The organism is Myxococcales bacterium (assembly GCA_022184915.1).
Classification (GTDB): domain Bacteria; phylum Myxococcota_A; class Polyangia; order Fen-1088; family Fen-1088; genus JAGTJU01.
Window position 1 is genome coordinate 39495 of the sequence record JAGTJU010000007.1, and the last position, 18306, is coordinate 57800.

An 18306-nucleotide genomic window follows, 5' to 3' on the forward strand; every position below is an offset into this window, starting at 1 on the left:
TTATGGCTTTGACGCACTTACAGTCCTTTCTACGAACGAAGGGCTAGTATTGACCCTCAATACGATGCCGTCAACGCAAGCTGGTTGCCAGTGACTCACGCGAGATCACGGCGATTTTCAAGCACAATCTGCACACATGTGCGCGTCGCCTCGTTGGGCGCGCCCGTTTCGGAGGCGCGGAGACCCGCCACCCAGAGCACCTGCCCCGCGGCGTCGACGAGCACCGGCACGTGGGGGCGCTCGTCTCGGGGCACCTTGGCGTCCACGAACAGATCCTGCAACTTACGGCGGCCCCGGCCCTTGCGCGGCCGCAGGCGGTCCCCGGTATGCCAGCTTCTCACGGTGAGCGGCCACACGAGACAATCAGCATCGAACAGCGCCGCGTCCCTGGCGTGCAGGCCCCGTTCACCGGGGGCCGCAGGCCTCGGGCCCAGGTCCACGGGTAAAAGCCGTGCGACCAACGTGAAGGGACTCCCGGGCCAGGCAACCTCCACCTGCCCCCCCGAGGTCGGCCTGCCAAGCCTGGCCGTTCCGGGAAGGGGTCGAGCCGCCGCGCGTCCCGTCGCCTCGAAGGCCAGTTGGCCGTAACGAACCTCGACCCGGCCTCCGGGCACGTCGAGGCTCGCGCTCCCTCCCTGGGCCGCCAGACGCGCCAGCCGCGCTGACGCTCTCGGCGGCAGGGCCGGCAAAGCCTCGTTCGTTACGATCGCGTTTCGTCCCATCGTCTGAAGGCGCGCATCGTCCGCAAGCGCCAGCAAAGCTTCGACGATGCGGGGGTTTTCCTTCGCCAGCGCCGGCAACCCATCGAGCCGGAGCCGCACCCGCGAAAAGCGGCGGTCCTCGTTGGAGGGATCGCGCACAGGCTCGACCCCTTGTCGCGCGACGAAGCGTTCGATCTCGGCCCGCCTCACATCCAGGAGCGGTCTTACGAACACACCCCGTCGGTAAGGTATTCCGGCGAGCCCGCGGACACCCGTGCCCCGGAGGATCCGAAACAGCACGGTCTCTGCTTGGTCGTCGGCGTTATGGCCAAGCGCAACGACTTGACATCCCAAGGAGGCGGCATGCGCCGCGAGGGCGTCGAGGCGCGCGCGCCGGGCCGCATCCTGAAGCGACACGTGCGGGCCCCGCCGCGCGCCTACGTCGACCCGCACGACGTGGCAGGATACCCCACGGCCTTCGCACGTAGCCTTGACCCTCGCGCCTTCGGCAGCCGCCTCGGGCCGCAAACCGTGGTCAACGTAAGCGGCGAGGAGCTCCGTGCGCAGACGGGGCGCGAGCCGCTGCAGGCCCAAAAGCAGGGCCAGGGAGTCGACCCCTCCCGAGAGGCCCACGAGCACGCGCGCGCCCGCTGGGATCAAGCCATGTGTGCGAACCGTGTCGAGGATCTTGGAGAGCAACGTCTTTTCGCCCGGGCCGGCCATGTTAGCGTGCGCCCATGCCTTCCGCAGAGCCGCTGCACGACCAGGAGCCGCTTCCGATCCGAGAAGCCGGCACACGCGCCATCTTCGCCGCCTTGGCCGTGGGGGCCGCAGCGGGCATTCTTGCCAACGTCACGGTCGCCGACAGCCCGACGCTCGACTGGACTCTTCGCAACGTCACTGACCCGCTGGGAAGAATCTGGCTGCGCAGCCTCGTCATGGTGGTGGTGCCCCTCGTGTTGGCCTCGTTGTCCGTGGGCATCGTGGGACTTGGCGACATCAAACGGCTCGGGCGCATGGGAGGGTACACCATGACGTTTTTCCTGGGCGCCACGGCCGTCTCGACGACGCTCGGCCTCGTCTTGGTGAACCTGCTGCACCCCGGAGCGGCGTTGGCCCGCGAAACCCGCGATCGCCTCATGGCCACTTACGCCGGGGACGCACGCAGCATGACCACGGCGGCGGGGGGCGCCAAGCTGGGTATGAACCTGCTGGTAGAGATCGTACCCGCGAACCCCCTTGGCGCCATGGCGGAGGGGAACATGCTCTCGGTGATCTTCTTCGCCGTGGTGCTGGGCGCGGCCCTACTCTCGCTACCGGCACCGCGGCGGGCCCCCCTCGTGGGCGTGCTCGAGGCGCTCAACGACGCCATGATCGTCGTGATTGCCTTCGTCATGCGGCTGGCGCCCCTCGGCGTGTTCTTCTTGCTCTTTGGCGTGATGGCCCGCTTCGGTCTCGACGTGCTCCGTTCGTTGGCCCTTTATGTGGTGGTGGTGGTCACGGGGCTCGCCGCCCACGCGCTGGTCGTCCTACCGGCCATGGCCAAGGTGTTCGCAGGAGTTCGGCCGCTCGCGTTCCTGAGGCGGAGCCGCGTGGTATGGGCCACGGCTTTTTCCACGTCGTCGTCGAGCGCAACGCTCCCCACCACCTTGCGTGTGCTCGAACGCGACTTCGCGATTCCGCGAGAGGTCAGCGGTTTCGTTGCCCCGCTCGGCGCCACCATGAACATGAACGGCACCGCCCTCTTTGAAGGGGTCACGGCTTTGTTCTTGGCGCAGGTGTTTGGCGTCGAGCTCAACCTGAGTGCGCAGGTGGGGGTGGTGCTGCTTGCCACCATCTCCGCGATTGGCGTGGCGGGCGTGCCAGGTGGTTCGATTCCCCTCCTGATGGTGCTGCTTTCGACCTTCGGGGTGCCGCCCGCCGGCATTGCGATCATCCTCGGCATCGATCGCTTGCTCGATATGTGTCGCTCGTCCGTGAACGTCGTGGGCGACCTCGCTGCGGCGGCCTTCGTGGCCAGGCGGGTCAGCGGGTGGCGCGATCGCGCTTGATCAATTCGCCTTGGGTGTTGTCTCGAGCGTTTTGCCCCCCAAACAGCGAACGCACATCGGGATCAAATTCGAGCGAACGTCGCGCACGACACGGCGCCGGCTTCCGCAACCCACGCAGGTGAGAGGCGCAGCGGCGGTAAAGACAGCGTCGTCTTCGGCCTCGCTCCGTTGCACGTCCCGATCCCATTCGAGGTCCAGCGCCACCAGCCCTGCCCGCGTGACCATCCCCACGAGGAAGGTCCCCGTCACGACGGGCAAAGCCCCCACGGCGTTTTCCTCCATGATGCCCGTGGCCTCTTCGATGGTCGTCTCGGGGCCGATGCACAAGACCGGACTCGTCATGCAGTCTTCCACCAGCGTCTCGCGCCGGGCGCCCTGCAGATCCGTGTCGCAAACGATGCCCGTGAGGCCTCCGTCATCCACCACCAAGAAGTGACTCACGTGTTTGTCTGCCGCGAGCCTCAACGCGGCGGACACCGCCGTATCAGGCGTGACGGTGAACAGACTGGTCCCCATCACCTCGGCGACACAGCTCTCGGGCCGTACTGAGCGGCTCGTCTGCCTCGCGTTGCGCCTTCGACGCATGCTCTCCTCCTTCGTGCCGGTTGGGTGGGACCCTTTCTCCAAGTCTGGCCCCGCCGCCCGACGGATTCCACTACCCGCTCGCTTTTCATTCAACTTGCGTGCCGTCGTGTCCCGCGTCACGGGCCCTTGCCTCGGCCGTCAGGCAAGACCGCACACACTGAAACGCGAGCGCCTGCGCCGGCCCCCAGCGCAGCTGCACCGCGCCCATGAGGTCCGTTCGGAACACCGGTACGTGCCTCGCCTGGTAGCGCGCGAGGACCTCTCCGTGGGGAAAACCAAAGCGGTTGCCTCGCCCCGCTGAGATGACGGCCAGATCGGGATCCACAGCGTCCAGCAACGCAGGCGAGGACGATGTCCGGCTGCCATGATGCGGCACCTTCAGAATGTCGGCCCGGGGAGATCTCCCACGTGCTGGCAGCGCGGCGAGCTCGAGTTCACCTGCGCCCTCCAGATCGCCCGCAAACAGCAGCGAACGCCCCCCGTAGCTGAGCCTGAGACTCAACGAGGCGTCATTCACCGAAAGCCCTTCCGGAGCCTCCAGGCGGTCGCCTTGCCAGGGCCCCAAGGGTTCAACGAGCAGACCCTCCACGGAAAACGGAGCCGGCACGGGCATGGGGGTGTTTCGGCCGCGCGCCAGGGCACGCAGCCTGCGCATGATGGGCCCCTCTGCCGAGGGCCCGGCCGCCGCAGGCGCCATCCAGAGCTGCTTGACATCGAACCGCTCCAGCAGATGTGGCATCCCTTCGGCGTGGTCGGGGTGCGGGTGCGAAAGCGCCAGCAGATCGATGTGACGCCAGCCTCGCCGTGCGAGAAAGGGTCCGACGATCCGGGCCCCCGTATCGAAGCCTTCCCCTAGCCCCCCGGCATCCACGACCGCCACGAAGCCGCCCGGCCCCTCGACTACGGCTGCATCACCTTGGCCCACGTCGAGGAAGGTCACCTGGACGAGCTGGGAGTGGGTCGCCCGCCAGCCCCGCACACCGAAGGCCAGGGTGCCGATACCCAGACCCAGCAACGCCCCAGCCAGGGCCTGGGTGCGCACACGCCCCCGCGGCAACCGCGCCCAGGCCCACAGCAGCAGGGCAAAGCTCGAGGTCAAGCAAAGCGTCTCGAAACGGTCGGGCGGCCGCACGAACCACACGGGCGCCCAGGCACCAAACCCACGCGCCAAGGCCAGGGTCAAGCGCACCGCCTGGTCAGCGGGCCAAAGCAGCCACCAGCCAAACCGTGGGACGACCGCTGACAGCACGCTGCCCCCCAACCCCGCGGGGACCACGAACAACTCCACGAGCGGCGTGAGCACGATGTTGCCCAGGAACGCCGCGGGGGTCACCTCGGCGAACCAGTGAGCCACGAGCGGTCCGGTGATGAGACCTGCGGCAGCCGTGGCAGCAAAACCTCGCCACAGCCAGCGCGCGATCGAACGTGAGAAGGACCGCGAGGACGGCGTGGCAGGAGGGCCAAGCCCCGTGGCGAAGAGGGCCAACGCTACGACCGATCCGATCGACAGCTGAAACGATACGTCCTGCACCCAGAATACCGATTCGAGTCCGATAGCCAGCGCCGCGAACCCGATGCTCGCTGCCAAAGAGGGAGCCCGCCGCAAGGCCGCGCCGGCGAACAGCACACCTGCCATCAGCGCCGAGCGCCACGTGGCCACGGCCTCACCCGTGAGCAAGGTGTAAAAGATCACCGCGGGGAGGGACAACCACGCTGCCACGATGCGCGGAGGAACGCGGGCGGCGAGGCCTGGAGCGCCCGCAATCAACCAACGTAGCCCCACGAAGAGCAGGGCCGCCACCGCCGCCAGGTGCAGGCCCGAAACGGAAAGAGCATGCGTGGCCCCCGCGGCCTTGAAGCCCCACTCGATGTCCTCGCTCACGGCCGTGCGCTCCCCCAGCACCGTCGCCCGAAGAAACGCAGCGCGCTCGGCAGGCAACACGTCGAGGGCCACGGACAACCGACGGCGCAGATCATCGGCCAGGCGACGCGGCGTCCACCAGACACCCCGGGCCTTGAAAACGAGTCTCTCCGTGCGCAGCCGTCCCACGGCGCCCTCGAGGGCCACGGCCTTCCAGGGGTCGGGCGCACCAAAGTTGAAGTGTCCGAAGGGGGGCTGCCATACCCCGCAGGCATGGACGAGATCCCCGGCGCGCGGCGGCGTGCCGGGGGGCCGAAGCGACAGCCGAAGCCGTCCGCGGAGCACCGGGACGACAGGCGCCTCCGCCCCCTTTCGGGGCGAGTTTTGCGGGCGAAGCCACCCTTCGACGCGTATCGCGTCGGGCCTCGCGCCAGCCAGCGCCCGCCCCTCAACACAGGCGCTCTGCCCCGGCGTCCACAGCGCAAGATCGTCGAGGCGCTTCTGTCGCTCCGTCTCGCCTTGGTACCCCAGCCCGAGCCCGCACGTCAGGGCTGCCGCCGCGCCCGCAAGAGTGCGCCAGCCCCGCCGCAAGAAATGGGCGGCCGCCCACAGAGCCCCGAACGCCGTGCACACGAGCAGCCATCGCCCACAGCCGAGGCCCGCGACGATGCCCACGAACAAAGACATGACCCACAAAGCCAGACGCACCCGGGGTTTTCGACAGGGAGCGCGCGCGAGTTGCGGGTCAGTGGGGGCCTGGCCCGCGAGTCCAAACCGGTCAAGGGAAGCCCACCTCCGGGCCGACGCTTTCGTGGAGCCGGCACGAGGGGACTGCTAAGGTGAACGTTTGGCTCGGCTTTCCCGGAACGCCACATGACCTCCGACTCCACGGGCATCGTCAGGCAGCACTTCGCGGTCCCTTACGCATACACGGTGGCGTTCACGCGGGACGTCTTCGCGCCCCAGAACCCCGTGCTGGTGGAGAGCCTCACGCATCGAGAGCCCGGGCGCAGACACCGCGTCCAAGTCATCCTCGACGAGGGCGTAACGCAGGCTTTTCCGCACCTGGCCGACCAAGTCGCGTCCTACTTTCATCGGCACGCCGAAGCCCTCGCGCTCGTGGGTCCGCCCCTCGTCGTGCCGGGAGGCGAGATCGCCAAAAACGACTCTCGTATACTCGCCCGCATCCTCGACACCCTGGCTGCGGGCCACCTCGATCGCCAGTCTTTCGTCCTGATGCTCGGAGGTGGCGCTGTGCTCGACGTGGCGGGTTACGCAGCAGCCATCACACACCGCGGGCTGCGCACCGTGCGGCTGCCCAGCACCGTGCTCGGCCAGAACGACGCGGGCGTGGGCGTAAAGAACGGAGTGAACGGCTATGGCGCCAAGAATTTTCTGGGCACGTTCCATCCGCCTTTCGCCGTGATCAACGACTTCGCCTTGCTCGAAGGCCTGCCTGCGCGTGACCGGATCGCCGGCTACGCCGAAGCGGTCAAGGTGGCTCTCGTCAAGGACGCTTCCTTTTTTGCGTGGCTCGAAGCTCACGCGTCGCGCTTGGCCCAGGGTGACAGGGCCGCCGTGGCGACCTTGGTGAGACGGGCTGCCGAGCTTCACCTGGCGCACATCGCCCAGGGCGGCGACCCCTTCGAGCAGGGCAGCGCGCGCCCCCTCGACTACGGCCACTGGGCCGCCCACCATCTCGAGACCTGTACCGAACATGCCTTGCGCCACGGGGAGGCGGTGGCACTTGGGATTCTGCTCGATACGCGTTACGCCGTGCTCATGGGGCGGCTTCCCCCGCACGTGTTCTCGCGCGTGTACGCCCTCCTCGAAACCCTTGGCCTGCCCTGCTGGCACGACGCCCTCGCACGCCCGGCTCCCACCGCAGGGCCCTCCTCGTCTCCCCCCGCTAGCCCCCTGGCTCTTTGGGCCGGCCTCGAGGCCTTCCGCGAGCACCTCGGTGGGGACTTGTGCGTCACTTTGCTTCGCGACATCGGGCATGCCGAAGAGGTTCACCACATGGACGCCGTTGGGGTCACGGAGGCTGTCTGTGACCTCGAACGTCTGGCGTCTTCACACCCTCTGACGGCGGCCCCCGACCGTCAGGCGCTGCGCGCCGCCCCGCCCGATCACGACCGCGTGGACCCCACGCAGCTTCTGTCCCGCTCCTCGGCCGGTTAGGCTAGCCGTATGAAGCTGCCGATCAGCGACAGCCGTGGACGCCCGGTTCACCTCACTTACTGCACCAACATCCATCCGGGCGAGACCTGGCCGGAGGTGCTCGAAGTGGTTCGCAGCCACGTCAAAGCCGTCAAGCAGCGCGTCTCGCCCCACGAGCCCTTCGGCATGGGACTGCGCCTCTCCGACCGCGCCGTGCGCACCCTCATTGCCGCACCCGACGTGCTCCAGGACTTTCGTGACGAGCTCGACCGCGAGGGACTCTACGTCTTCACCCTCAACGGCTTTCCCTACGGCCCCTTCCATGGCCAGCCCGTCAAGGAGACAGTGTATCGCCCCGACTGGCTCGAACCCGAGCGCATCTCGTACACGCAAAGGCTCGCCGGTGTGCTGGCTGCCTTGTTGCCGCGGGGCCCTCGAGGCCCAGGCCCTGCTCTCGGACTGCTCGAAGGCTCAATCAGCACGGTCCCTGGCAGCTTTCGGGGACGCGCCGCCGCCCATGGCGCCGCTCTGGCCACCATCGCCGAGAACCTCCGCATGGCCGCGGCGACGCTCGCCAGGATCCGGGCCGACGGAGGACCCACGATGGGACTGGCCCTCGAGCCTGAGCCTCACTGCGTGCTCGAGACCACGGCGGAGGCCGTTCGGTTTTTCGAGCAGCATCTCTACACGGAAGCCAGCGTCCGCGCTTTCCAACCGCTCACGGGAATGTCCCGGGTAGAGGCAGCCGAAGCGCTCCACCGCCATCTCGGCCTTTGCCTCGACGCTTGCCACGCCGCAGTCGAGTACGAGGCGCCCGATGAAACTCTGGCTCTCCTCAAAAAGAGCGCCATTCCCGTCTTCAAACTTCAAGTCAGCGCGGGCCTCCGCGTGCCGGTGCCCTCGGCGCGGGCGCTCGCGGTGTTGCAGGAATTCGCTGATGGTGTGTACCTTCACCAAACCGTCGTCAGTCGCGGCGGTGCACTTGTCCGGCACCTGGACCTGCCCGATGCACTCGCGGCCGCCGGGGCGGGAGACATCGGCGACGAATGGCGCATCCACTACCACGTGCCGGTGTTCACCAACGAGTTCTCCGAGGGCTTCTCACGCCTCGAGCCGACAAGCGCGTTTTTGAAGGAACTGCTGACGCTCTTTTCGCGCGAGCCCCTCTGCCCTCACGTCGAAGTGGAAACCTATACCTGGGACGTGTTGCCGGAGGCTTTGAGGGGAGCCCCGCTCGACGACGCCATCGCACGCGAGTTGGCGTTCACCCACAACGCGCTGGTGCCTGGTCGAATCGGTGAGGACGCGGGAGGCATGCCCTGATGGCCCTCTCGTGGACCACAGCCCTCAGGCTGGGCAGGGTGTCGAATCTGCCCACCGTGTGGACGAACATCGCGGCCGGCTGGGCTCTCTCAGGTGCCCCGTGGCACACAGGCGTCTACTTCGGGCTCTCCCTCGCGATGAGCGCCCTTTACGTGGGTGGCATGTACCTCAACGACGCCTTCGACGCCGCTTGGGATCGCGTTCATCGCCCCGAGCGCCCCATCGCTCGCGGGGAGGTGCCGCTACGCCTCGTATTGAAGATGGGGCTGGCCTTGCTCGCCACCGGTGTGGTGCTCGTCGGCGTCCTGGCCGCCTTGGGCCTCGTGAGCGCTTGGGCCCTGCTCTTCACCCTCGTGCTGGCGAGCCTCATCGTCTACTACGACCTCAACCACAAACAGAACGCCTGGGGTCCCCTCGTCATGGGACTCTGCCGGGTGGGTGTATACACCGTGGCGGGCGCCACCTCGGGGTTCCCCGGCCTGGCCGTCTGGGTAGGGGCGTCGTTGCTGCTTGGGCACCTCGTGGGCCTCACCTACGTGGCGAAGCACGAAACCCGCGGCCAGGTTGTGCGCCTGTCCCCCTTGCTCTTGTTTCTCCCCGCCCTCGTCGCGGCGATGGTCGTCGCATGGGCCTGGCTGCCCGTGGGGCTTGCGTACGCCTCGTACACCGTAGCCGCGGGTCTTGCGCCCGCGCTGGGATGGGGACGCAGCCGTCCCAACCCGGGCAAAGCCGTGCCCGCCTTGATCGCGGCGATCAGCCTGCTCGACGCGGTCTTCGTCACGCGCGCGGCGGGGACCATCGGGGTGGCAGCCTGCGTGGCAGCGTTCGGCCTGACGCGGTTCTGGCAACGGCACGTGCCTGGCACGTGAAGGGTGGTGCCCTCAGGCAAAAACGTGCGCCAAGAGCAAATCCTTGACCGACGTCGCAGTCACCGAAGGGCCTGGTGGTAAGGTCTCCGGCCGGTTCGTTGCGAACAGAGGGCCTTCCTCCGGCCGATCCGTCACACGACCGTGCGAACCCCGAACGAGCCCCGCATCGAGAGCAATCACGTCGAGCAGGCTGCGCATACCCAAGCGACGCTTGAGCAGAGTCAAGCCGATCTTGAGCTTGGGAAAGCGGATGCGGGGATCCAGGAAAAGCTCGACGGGGTCGTATCCTGGCTTGCGGTGAATGTCGACGGTACGCGCATAGTCGGGCGCCCGGTCGTCGTCCAACCAGAAGTAATACTGAAACCAACGATCCGCGCGGCTCACGGCCACGATCTCTCCGGCGCGCTCATGATCGAGGCCCTGCGCGCGGCGCTCTTGTCCCGTCCACACGGCCTCCACGCCGTCGAGCCCACGCACCAGCGCCGCCACTTCGGCCACGCGTTCCGGGCGACGCACATACACGTGCGCCACCTGGTGGTCCACCACGGCGAAGGCCTCGGAGGCCCCCGCATCCAGCTGCTCGCCCATCCGCTCAGCACGGACGGCCAGGAGCCCCGCCCGGCGAAGCGCCTGGTTGATCATCACCGCCCCGCTCACCTCCGTGACCCCGTATTCGGAGAGCACCACGACGGCCATGCCTTCCGCCTCCGCCAGCGCGATCAGGGACCCCGCCACGGCGTCCACCTCGGCCACGGCCTTGGCGACCTGGGGATGGTGCGGACCGAGGCGCTGAAGGTCGTAGTCGAGGTGGGGCAAGTAAACCAGGGTCATCGTGGGCGCCCGTGTGGCGAGGATGTGCTCCGCACAACGCCCGATCCACGCCGTCGAAGACAGGTCTGCCGCGGGTCCCCAGAACTTGAACAGCGGGAACACACCCAGGCGGCCCGTCAGTTCGTCACGCAGCTCGGCAGGGCTGGTGTAGACATCAGGCAGTTTCCGTCCGTCGGCCGGGTACTGGGGTCTGGGCGTCACGGCAACGTCGGCGCTGCTGTACATGTTGAACCACCAGAAGAGCTTCGCGCAGGTAAAGGACGAATCGCGGCGCTTGGCAACGTCCCAAAGCTTTGGGCCCTGCACCAATCGATTCGACTGGCGCCACAGCGACACCTCGGCGAGATCGCGAAAATACCAACCGTTGCCCACGATGCCGTGGCGGCTCGGCAGCTCGCCCGTAACAAAGGTGGACTGAACCGCGCACGTCACGGCCGGGGTGATCGTCTCGAGATCACGAACGCTACCTCGCCGCGAGAAAGCCGAGAGCTCCGGGGCAGACGGCAACAGGGCGCGGGTCAGCCCAACGACGTTCAGGACGAGGGTCGGTCGCATGGGGCCCCCTGCTCCTCAGGCCTCGTCACCATCGACGCGCGGAGCTTGGCCGCGCAGCACCGAGTTGCCCTCCCACAAGGTCCGCTGATCCACCGCAACGGGCAGGCCCACGTCCTCGAGGTCCAAACGGCCGCTTTGCGCAAAGAAGCGCACGGGATTTTCCCAAAGCACCTTGGCGATGAGCGCCTCGTCGAAGCCCTTGGCCTTCATGGCGGCAGCCGTCTTCGGCACCTTCAAGGGATCGCTCACACCCCAATCCGCGGCGCTGTTCACGATGATCCGGTCCGTCCCGTACTGCTGCATCAGCGACACCATGCGCGTCTCGTCCATCTTGGTGTTGGGATATACGGAATGTCCGGCCCAACACCCTGAAGCCAGAACCATGGGCAGCGTCTCCTCGTTGTTGTGATCCACGAGCGTCAGCTCGGGAGGAAAGCCGAGCTCCCTCACCAATGCGAGCGTACGCTCGGTGCCACGCTTTTTGTCGCGGTGGGGCGTGTGGATGAGGATGGGCAACTCGTATTGCCGGGCCACTTCGATCTGCGTCTTGAAGAAGTGGTGTTCGACGTCATTTTGTTCGTCGTAGCCAATCTCTCCCACCGCGACCACCCCGTCTTTTTCGAGGTAACGATGCAGGAGGTCCACCACGCCTTGCGCCACCCGCGGCTCATTGGCCTCCTTGGGGTTGAGAGCCAGGGTGCAGAAGTGCCGGATGCCGAACTGCTGGGCGCGGAACCGCTCCCACCCGAGCAGCGACAGAAAGTAGTCCTCGAAGGTCCCCACGTGCGTGCGAGGCTGGCCTACCCAAAACGCCGGTTCCACGAGGGCGGCGATCCCGGACCTCGCCATCGCTTCGTAGTCGTCCGTCGTGCGCGAGGTCATGTGAACGTGCGGGTCGAAGAGCTTCATGACGCGGCCGTTTCTCCTTCAAGCCAAGCAAGATCAGCGGAAATCGGGCGACCAGCCGCCCGACGTTCCCGGCCATAGTCTCGAGCCATGCGAATGAGATCAGCGTCGAGCCGCGTGGAAAGCCCCACGATCCCGCCGAGCGGAAGCGCATTGAACAGGGCCTTCATGACCAGCTGGTTGAACGCGTCGGCGGGAAAGAAGCGCGCAGGATAGGGATTGTCGCACGTGATGGCCTCCACCACGGCCATCGCGTTCGCGCGTGCCCCTTCAGCCGCCACCCCCAATAACCGCGCCGGATGCGGCAGCACGCACAAGGCACGCAACACTGCCTGCTTCTCGCTGAGGTCGCCGGTGCGGTAGGTCTCGTCCACAATCGCCAGGTGCTGCGGTTCAGGCACGCGGGCGGCCATGGACAGTAAGAGCCCGATCCGCCCAAGCTCTGCCCAGGGCCGCGCTTGCACACCAAGGCCCTCGGCAGCAGGTCCCCGAAGGGGCTCGGCAACGCACTCGCGCCCCAGCCGCCGGCCTGCTCCGGAAAACGCGGCCAGAAAACGCTCCCGCTCGAAAGGTCCGGCCGTCGCCTCGTCCCACCAGGTCGCTGCCGCGTCCCGCACGCGCGCTCTCACGCGCGCATCGATTTGTTCCCAAGGGCCCACGGGCGCATCTTACCCTAAGGTGGGCACCCGTGAGCCCGTGGTCAACCGCCAAGGCTAGGCGGCGTTGATTTTTTGCATGGCCTTGCGCATCTTGCCCAAGGCTTGCTCCTGGAGCTGCCGCACGCGCTCTCGCGACAAGTGATACTCGTCACCTATCTCCTTGAGCGTACGCTCCTTGTCGTTCATCAAGCCAAAGCGCTTGCGCAGGATGTCTGCCTCGATCGGCTTGAGGGACTGCAGGAGCCGCAGCATCTCGCGATGGGTTTCTCCCACGATGATTTGGTCGGGCGGGCTCGGCAGGTCTTCGTCTGAGATGAGAATGTCGATGAGCTTGCGCCCGTCCTCATCCGAGATGGGCCGGTCGAGGGACACGGGTGTCTCGTTGAGGAACCCCCGCATCTTCTCCAGCTTCTCGGCCTCGATGCCCGTCGCCTCCGACAGCTCTTCGTTCGTGGCCGGGCGCTCGAGCTTGCTTTGCAGCTCCCGCTCGCTCTTGGCGATGCGGTGGTACGCGTCGATCATGTGGACAGGAAGGCGAACCGCTCGCCCCTTGTCGGCAAGAGCACGGCTGATCGCGTGCCGAATCCACCAGCTTGCATAGGTCGAAAAGCGGAACCCTCTGCGGTAGTCGTAGCGCTCCACCGCCTTCATCAGGCCGATATTCCCTTCTTGTATCAAGTCGGCCAAGGGAAGGCGCCCGTGATTGAACCTACGGGCAATGGACACCACCAAACGCAGATTGGCCCTGACGAAGGCGTTCTTTGCGGCCTTGATGGCCACGGTTTTGGCAACCGCCAGGTTTGCGAAGTCGCGAAAGCCCGACTCGTGACTGTCGAAACCTGCCGCCGCATCACCCGCAACCCCGCGGAGCCCCCGGCGCACCTCGGCCATCGCCGCGTCCACGAAAAGCCGATCGATGTCCTCGTCGCGCAGCTTGGAAGCGAGTTCGTCCACGAATTCCTCGAACTTTTTGCGCGCCGCGGGCTTCGGCTTGGCGCCCAGCGATTCCACCAACGCGCGGTGCTCCTCGAGCAGCGGGAAGGGCTTCCCCATGGTGCGCAGCACCACGGCGTTCACGTGGCGAGCCCCGGGAAGGTACGAGAGCAGCAAGGTCCAAAGCTCCACCTCGAGCGCCTCGATCTCCCGGGCCGACTCGAACTCCTGCTCGGGGCGCAGCACATCGAGCTCGGCCATGTTTTTGAAGTACATGGCGAGGAAGCTCTGCGACTCGTCATCCTTGACGGCCTTGACCGGGGCCGCGGCCTCCTCGAACTCCTCGGCGGTACCTTCCTCGGGCGCAGCCGCCTCGAGCGAGGGCCCGTCGCCTTCGGGAAAATCGTCATCCGGCAGTTCGAGCCCCGCGGCTGAGGCCATGAGTTCGTCGTCACCCTCGAAGGCGCTCGTCGCCTCGGTGTCCGGCACGACCTCCGCCGCTGCCACCAGCTCTGGCCCCTTTGCCGATCGCACCGCCCTCCCCGAAGGGAATTTCGGCGACGACACCGCTTCCTCAGCCTCACCCGGCCCCCCAGCCCGCGCCGTGGATCTCGCCTGCGCAGCGGCCCCAGATCGGCCCGTTTTGGCCACAGGCTTCGTGCTACGCTTGGCCTTCTTGCTCATTGGTGTGCTTGTCCTCGCCATGGTGACGGCCTTTCCGTGGGCACCTGCCGGGTTGCCCGCCAAGGAAACGGTTCTCAACAAGTACTACGCGTCTCGACGCCGAATTATTCCCCTCCCTCCGCACGCCCTTTATGGTAGATGCTCAGGGGATCTCATCGGTCGCAACGCCTCGAGGGTTGAGACACGGTAAGGTGGCAAACAGGGAAATTGCGCTCCGATAAAGCGTAAGCCATATGCCCAAGCCCCGCCGGGACCCCGAATCAGAGGGGCAGAGGCGCCTCAGCGAGGCTTTTCGCAGAGCACGAAGAGGTTCCGGGAGGTCGCTCCGAAAAAGTGGCCACGTGTGGCCAGACTTCCCGAAACTTCGCTGACGCGGAACCCGGCCTGCTTCAGGAGGCGCCCAAGCTCGTGCAGGCTGTAAGCCCGTATCGAGATGTCTTGCTCAATCTGACGGCCGTCCTGGAACACGATCGACCTGCGCACGGAGACGCGGCTCGTGTGAAAGTTGAAATCGACCTCCTCGAGCACCACACACCCGTCGCCCTCCCACCAGACGCGCGTGGGTAGATCTCCCACTATGTAGTCGCGGTTGATCGCGTCGAGCAGAAACCGCCCCCCCGGCTTGAGAGCCCGGAACACGCCCGAGGCGACTTTCAAATTGGTTTCCTCGTCGAAGTACCCGAACGAGGTCATCATGCAGCAGGCGCCGTCGAATTGGCTGTCGAACGACATCTCTCGCATGTCAGCGTGGACGAAGTTCACCGAAAGAGACCGGCGCTGCGACTCGTCAGCAGCACGGATGAGGAGGGGCAGTGACAGATCGATGCCGGTGACACGCAGGCCACGCTGCGCCAACTCGATCGAATGCCGGCCGTAACCACAGGCCACGTCGAGAACCTCACTGCCCTCCGCGGGGGCAAGTGAGGCCTTGATGAAGTTCACCTCGCGCAAAGTCTGCTCGGCCGTCATGAACGGCAACGTGCGAAGGTAGTCCTCGTCGAAGACCTCCTCGTACCAAGGCTTGGTTCGCTTGCGGCGCGGACGCGCGGCCAGGGGCTCCGCCCACGTCTCCGAAGCCGGGTCAGTCGAGGGTGCAACGGGCACCACGGGCAAGGGGGGCACCACAGCTTGCCGTGAAGCCTGGGCCTCGAGCGGTACGGGCGGTGGTGTGGTGACGTCGTCGACGAACTCCACCTCGTCGGAGACGGACTCAGCCTGGTCGTGAATGGATTGTGGTGCAGCGCCTGTCGTCACCGGCGCATCATTGACCCGCTCCACGCCATCGACCAGTTCGTCCACTTCGGCCAGCTCGATCTCCCCGGTGCTCACCTCCTCTGCCTCCTCGAGAGGTAGGGGCGCCGTGGGTGTCTCGACCAGGGGTGGCAGCTCAGGCCCCTGGGGGGCCGCGCCTACCTCAGCCGAAAAAACCGACACATCCACACTTGGAAGAGTGTCGAAGCGCCCCGCGTCCCGGGCAACAGCTTCCGCAGCCCCGGCCTCGGGGTCGACGTCGGAGTCTTTGACCATAGGTCCATCCGGGATCGGCATCAGCCCCAAGTCCCACTCCTCCGTGGCGTCTGCGTCCCGGGCGACCTCGGTCTGGGCGGAGGCGCCGAGACCGAAAGACGGACCTCGAGGGGAGGCAGGCGTGTCCGGGTTTTGCTCGTCGGATTTCGACATGCGGGGGGTTGGGTTAGGCGGAAGTCAACTGGCCCACCCGAACACCCATGCGGATGGGTTGGCCGGGCACGACCGGGTCGAAGGCGACACGCCCCGGCTCGAACAGGATAATCGCGGTCGAGCCCAAGTGGAAAATCCCAATCTCGTCGCCCTTCGCCAAAGTAGGGGGATCCGAGAAAGATTTGGACCGGACCTCCCCTAGGGCTGCAGGGCCCCGGTGGGTCCTCACCTCGGGATCGTAGGCGGCCGTGATGTGTCCAACACCCACGGCAGCCACCATCACCACGGCGAAAACGCCCGGTTCCCCCGAGAACACCGACACAAAGCGTTCGTTGCGCGCAAAGAGATCCGGCTCCCGCCTCACACTACCGTCGTTGACGGGAAACAACTCACCCGGAAGGTGGTGCCAGGAGGTCACTCGGCCCCCTGTGGGCGCGTGCACCCGATGATAGTCGCGGGGCGAAAGGTAAGTGACCTGGAAGGTCCCCCCTTCGAAGCGCGCGGCCGTGGAGGCATCCCCTAGGAGCGCGGCCGTCTTGAAGCGAATGTTCTTCGCTTCGATGCCCTGGTCCCGGATCACCCCCGTGGCGACCAGCCGACCGTCCGCAGGCGCCACGACGGCGCGAGGGTCGGGATCGAGGGGCCGCGCACCGGGCCGCAAGCGACGGGTGAAAAAATCGTCGACAGACTCGTAGGACGTGAGGGGCCGCTCGGCCTCGTCCACGTCGATACGGTACTTGGCAGCAAACGACTCCAACACCCGGGCGCGTATGGCCGCAGGCACCCGGATCCCGCTGCACCATCCAATGAGCTCCGAGAGCGTGCGCTGCGGGGCCAAGCGCCACGCATGGCGCATCATCTTGTCACCTAAAGAAAGGCCGTCCATGCGTGCAACTCCCGACACGTCACTTTAGGACACGAAACGAACCTCGGTCAAAACAAGTTCCCGAGAGGCCGCTCCTTCCTCGGGGCACGCGCCGGAACCCAGGCCTCGAAGTAGGTTAGTTACCTACAGGCGAGGGAGCCTCGTCGTGCGAGGGCGCTCAGTACTCGTAGTACATCCTGAACTCGAACGGGGTCGTGCGCAGGCGCGCCGGCTTGACCTCGTTTTCGTCCTTCCAGTTGACCCAGCCCTCGATCACATCTCGCGTGAACACGTCGCCGCGCAGGAGAAAATCGTGGTCCTCGAGAAGGTGATCGAGCGCTTGCTCCAGCGACGCCGGCGCCTTCGGCACCTCCTTGAGCTCTTCTGGAGAGAGCGAGTAAATGTCCTTGTCGAGCGGATCGCGCGGATCAATCTTGTTTTGAATGCCGTCGAGACCCGCCATCAACATGGCTGCGAAGGCCAGATACGGATTGGCGGTGGGATCGGGACAACGGAACTCGATCCGCTTTGCTTTCGGCGACGCGCCCGACACCGGGATCCGAATGCAGGCTGATCGATTCCTGGCGGAGTAAGCCAGGTTCACCGGCGCCTCGAAGCCGGGGACCAGGCGCCGGTAGCTGTTGAGGGTGGGGTTGGTGAAGGCCAGCAGGGCCGGCGCGTGCTTGAGCAGCCCGCCGATGTAGTAGAGCGCTGTCTCCGAGAGTCCGCCGTACTTGTTACCGGCAAACAGATTCTTCTCGCCCTTCCAAATCGACTGGTGGCAGTGCATACCCGAGCCGTTGTCGCCCACGATGGGCTTGGGCATGAAGGTGGCAGTTTTTCCGTACTTTCGCGCTGTGTTCCGGACCACATACTTGTACCACATGGTCCAATCCGCCATCGTCTTCAGCGTATTGAAACGCATGGACAGCTCACACTGGCCTGCGGTGGCCACCTCGTGGTGGAACACCTCTACCGGTATGCCGACGCTTTCGAGAGTGAGCGCCATCTGCATCCGCAGGTCAGTCAAGGTGTCGACCGGCGGAACGGGAAAGTAGCCCCCTTTGTGAGCCGTCTTGTACCCGAGATTTGGCTTTTCGTCCCGCCCGCTGTTCCAAATGCCTTCGCTTGAATCCAGGTAGTAAAACGACTGATGAGGCGCATCTGCGAAGCGCACGTCATCAAAGACAAAGAATTCAGGCTCGGGCCCGAAGAAGACCCGGTCTCCGATGCCGGTTTGCCGGAGGTACTGCTCGGCTTTACGGGCGATGTGCCTCGGGTCCCGGCTGTAGGGTTGACGGGTAACGGCATCAACGATGTCACACACCACTGACAAAGTCGGCTCGGCGTAGAAAGGGTCGATCACCGCCGATTCAGGGTCGGGAATGAACGACATGTCCGACTCGTTGATGGTCTGCCAGCCGCGGATCGAGCTTCCGTCGAAGTTGAACCCCTCGGAAAACGAGTCTTCGTCGAGTCTGACGAGGGGCATCGTGGTGTGCTGCCAGGTGCCGAGGAGGTCCACGAACTTGAAATCTACGAACTTCACGCCGTGCTTCGCGGCGAACTTCAGGACCTCGGCGGGTGTCATGCGTGCGATTCTCCTCGCCCACCCCTGCCCCAGGCCGACGCCCGAGCTGGGA

General features: G+C 66.0%; 14 protein-coding genes. 4 read left to right on the plus strand and 10 right to left on the minus strand.

The annotated features are described in order from the left end of the window. Positions 1–95: 95 nt before the first annotated feature. Positions 96–1424, minus strand: a complete 1329-nt coding sequence (tilS, locus tag KA712_22735; protein ID MCG5055784.1) for a tRNA lysidine(34) synthetase TilS — start codon at positions 1422–1424, stop codon at positions 96–98. A gap of 14 nt (positions 1425–1438) precedes the next feature. On the opposite strand from tilS, the gene KA712_22740 reads away from it, so the two are divergent. Then, complete coding sequence (locus KA712_22740; protein ID MCG5055785.1) at positions 1439–2752, plus strand: dicarboxylate/amino acid:cation symporter; 1314 nt, start codon at positions 1439–1441, stop codon at positions 2750–2752. Here KA712_22740 and KA712_22745 read toward each other — a convergent pair whose 3' ends face one another. Both KA712_22745 and KA712_22750 read right to left on the minus strand, forming a co-directional pair. Then, on the minus strand, positions 2753–3337 hold the full coding sequence (locus tag KA712_22745) for a CBS domain-containing protein (GenBank protein ID MCG5055786.1): 585 nt from the start codon (positions 3335–3337) through the stop codon (positions 2753–2755). 85 nt (positions 3338–3422) lie between these two features. Beyond that, positions 3423–5885 carry a DNA internalization-related competence protein ComEC/Rec2 gene (locus KA712_22750; protein ID MCG5055787.1) on the minus strand — a complete coding sequence of 821 codons (2463 nt, stop codon included), beginning with the start codon at positions 5883–5885 and terminating at the stop codon, positions 3423–3425. A 186-nt stretch (positions 5886–6071) separates the two neighbouring features. Here KA712_22750 and KA712_22755 point away from each other — a divergent pair, with 186 nt between their 5' ends. Genes KA712_22755 through KA712_22765 form a run of 3 tightly spaced genes read left to right on the plus strand, consistent with a single transcriptional unit; the run spans position 6072 to position 9550 of the window. Then, entirely contained in the window at positions 6072–7379 is a 1308-nt protein-coding gene (locus tag KA712_22755) for a 3-dehydroquinate synthase (protein ID MCG5055788.1), read from the plus strand. Positions 7380–7388: 9 nt separating this feature from the next. After that, on the plus strand, positions 7389–8681 hold the full coding sequence (gene eboE, locus KA712_22760; GenBank protein MCG5055789.1) for a metabolite traffic protein EboE: 1293 nt from the start codon (positions 7389–7391) through the stop codon (positions 8679–8681). Continuing rightward, the gene (locus KA712_22765; protein MCG5055790.1) at positions 8681–9550 is read left to right on the plus strand and encodes a UbiA family prenyltransferase; all 870 of its coding nucleotides are present in this window, start codon (positions 8681–8683) and stop codon (positions 9548–9550) included. The genes eboE and KA712_22765 overlap by 1 nt, the downstream gene beginning before the upstream one ends. A gap of 12 nt (positions 9551–9562) precedes the next feature. Here KA712_22765 and KA712_22770 read toward each other — a convergent pair whose 3' ends face one another. From KA712_22770 to glnA, 7 genes are all read right to left on the minus strand, one after another. Continuing rightward, positions 9563–10936 carry an alkaline phosphatase family protein gene (locus KA712_22770; GenBank protein ID MCG5055791.1) on the minus strand — a complete coding sequence of 458 codons (1374 nt, stop codon included), beginning with the start codon at positions 10934–10936 and terminating at the stop codon, positions 9563–9565. 15 nt (positions 10937–10951) lie between these two features. Beyond that, positions 10952–11845 carry a TatD family hydrolase gene (locus KA712_22775; GenBank protein MCG5055792.1) on the minus strand — a complete coding sequence of 298 codons (894 nt, stop codon included), beginning with the start codon at positions 11843–11845 and terminating at the stop codon, positions 10952–10954. After that, the gene (locus KA712_22780; protein ID MCG5055793.1) at positions 11842–12501 is read right to left on the minus strand and encodes an EboA domain-containing protein; all 660 of its coding nucleotides are present in this window, start codon (positions 12499–12501) and stop codon (positions 11842–11844) included. The genes KA712_22775 and KA712_22780 overlap by 4 nt, the downstream gene beginning before the upstream one ends. A 54-nt stretch (positions 12502–12555) precedes the next feature. Beyond that, on the minus strand, positions 12556–14001 hold the full coding sequence (locus tag KA712_22785; protein MCG5055794.1) for a sigma-70 family RNA polymerase sigma factor: 1446 nt from the start codon (positions 13999–14001) through the stop codon (positions 12556–12558). Between the two features lie 396 nt (positions 14002–14397). Then, positions 14398–15798: a class I SAM-dependent methyltransferase gene (locus KA712_22790; protein ID MCG5055795.1), complete on the minus strand. Its 1401-nt coding sequence runs from the start codon at positions 15796–15798 to the stop codon at positions 14398–14400. 13 nt (positions 15799–15811) lie between these two features. Next, positions 15812–16684, minus strand: a complete 873-nt coding sequence (gene asd / locus KA712_22795; protein ID MCG5055796.1) for an archaetidylserine decarboxylase — start codon at positions 16682–16684, stop codon at positions 15812–15814. A 157-nt stretch (positions 16685–16841) separates the two neighbouring features. Further along, entirely contained in the window at positions 16842–18254 is a 1413-nt protein-coding gene (gene glnA / locus KA712_22800; protein MCG5055797.1) for a type I glutamate--ammonia ligase, read from the minus strand. Positions 18255–18306: the final 52 nt, after the last annotated feature.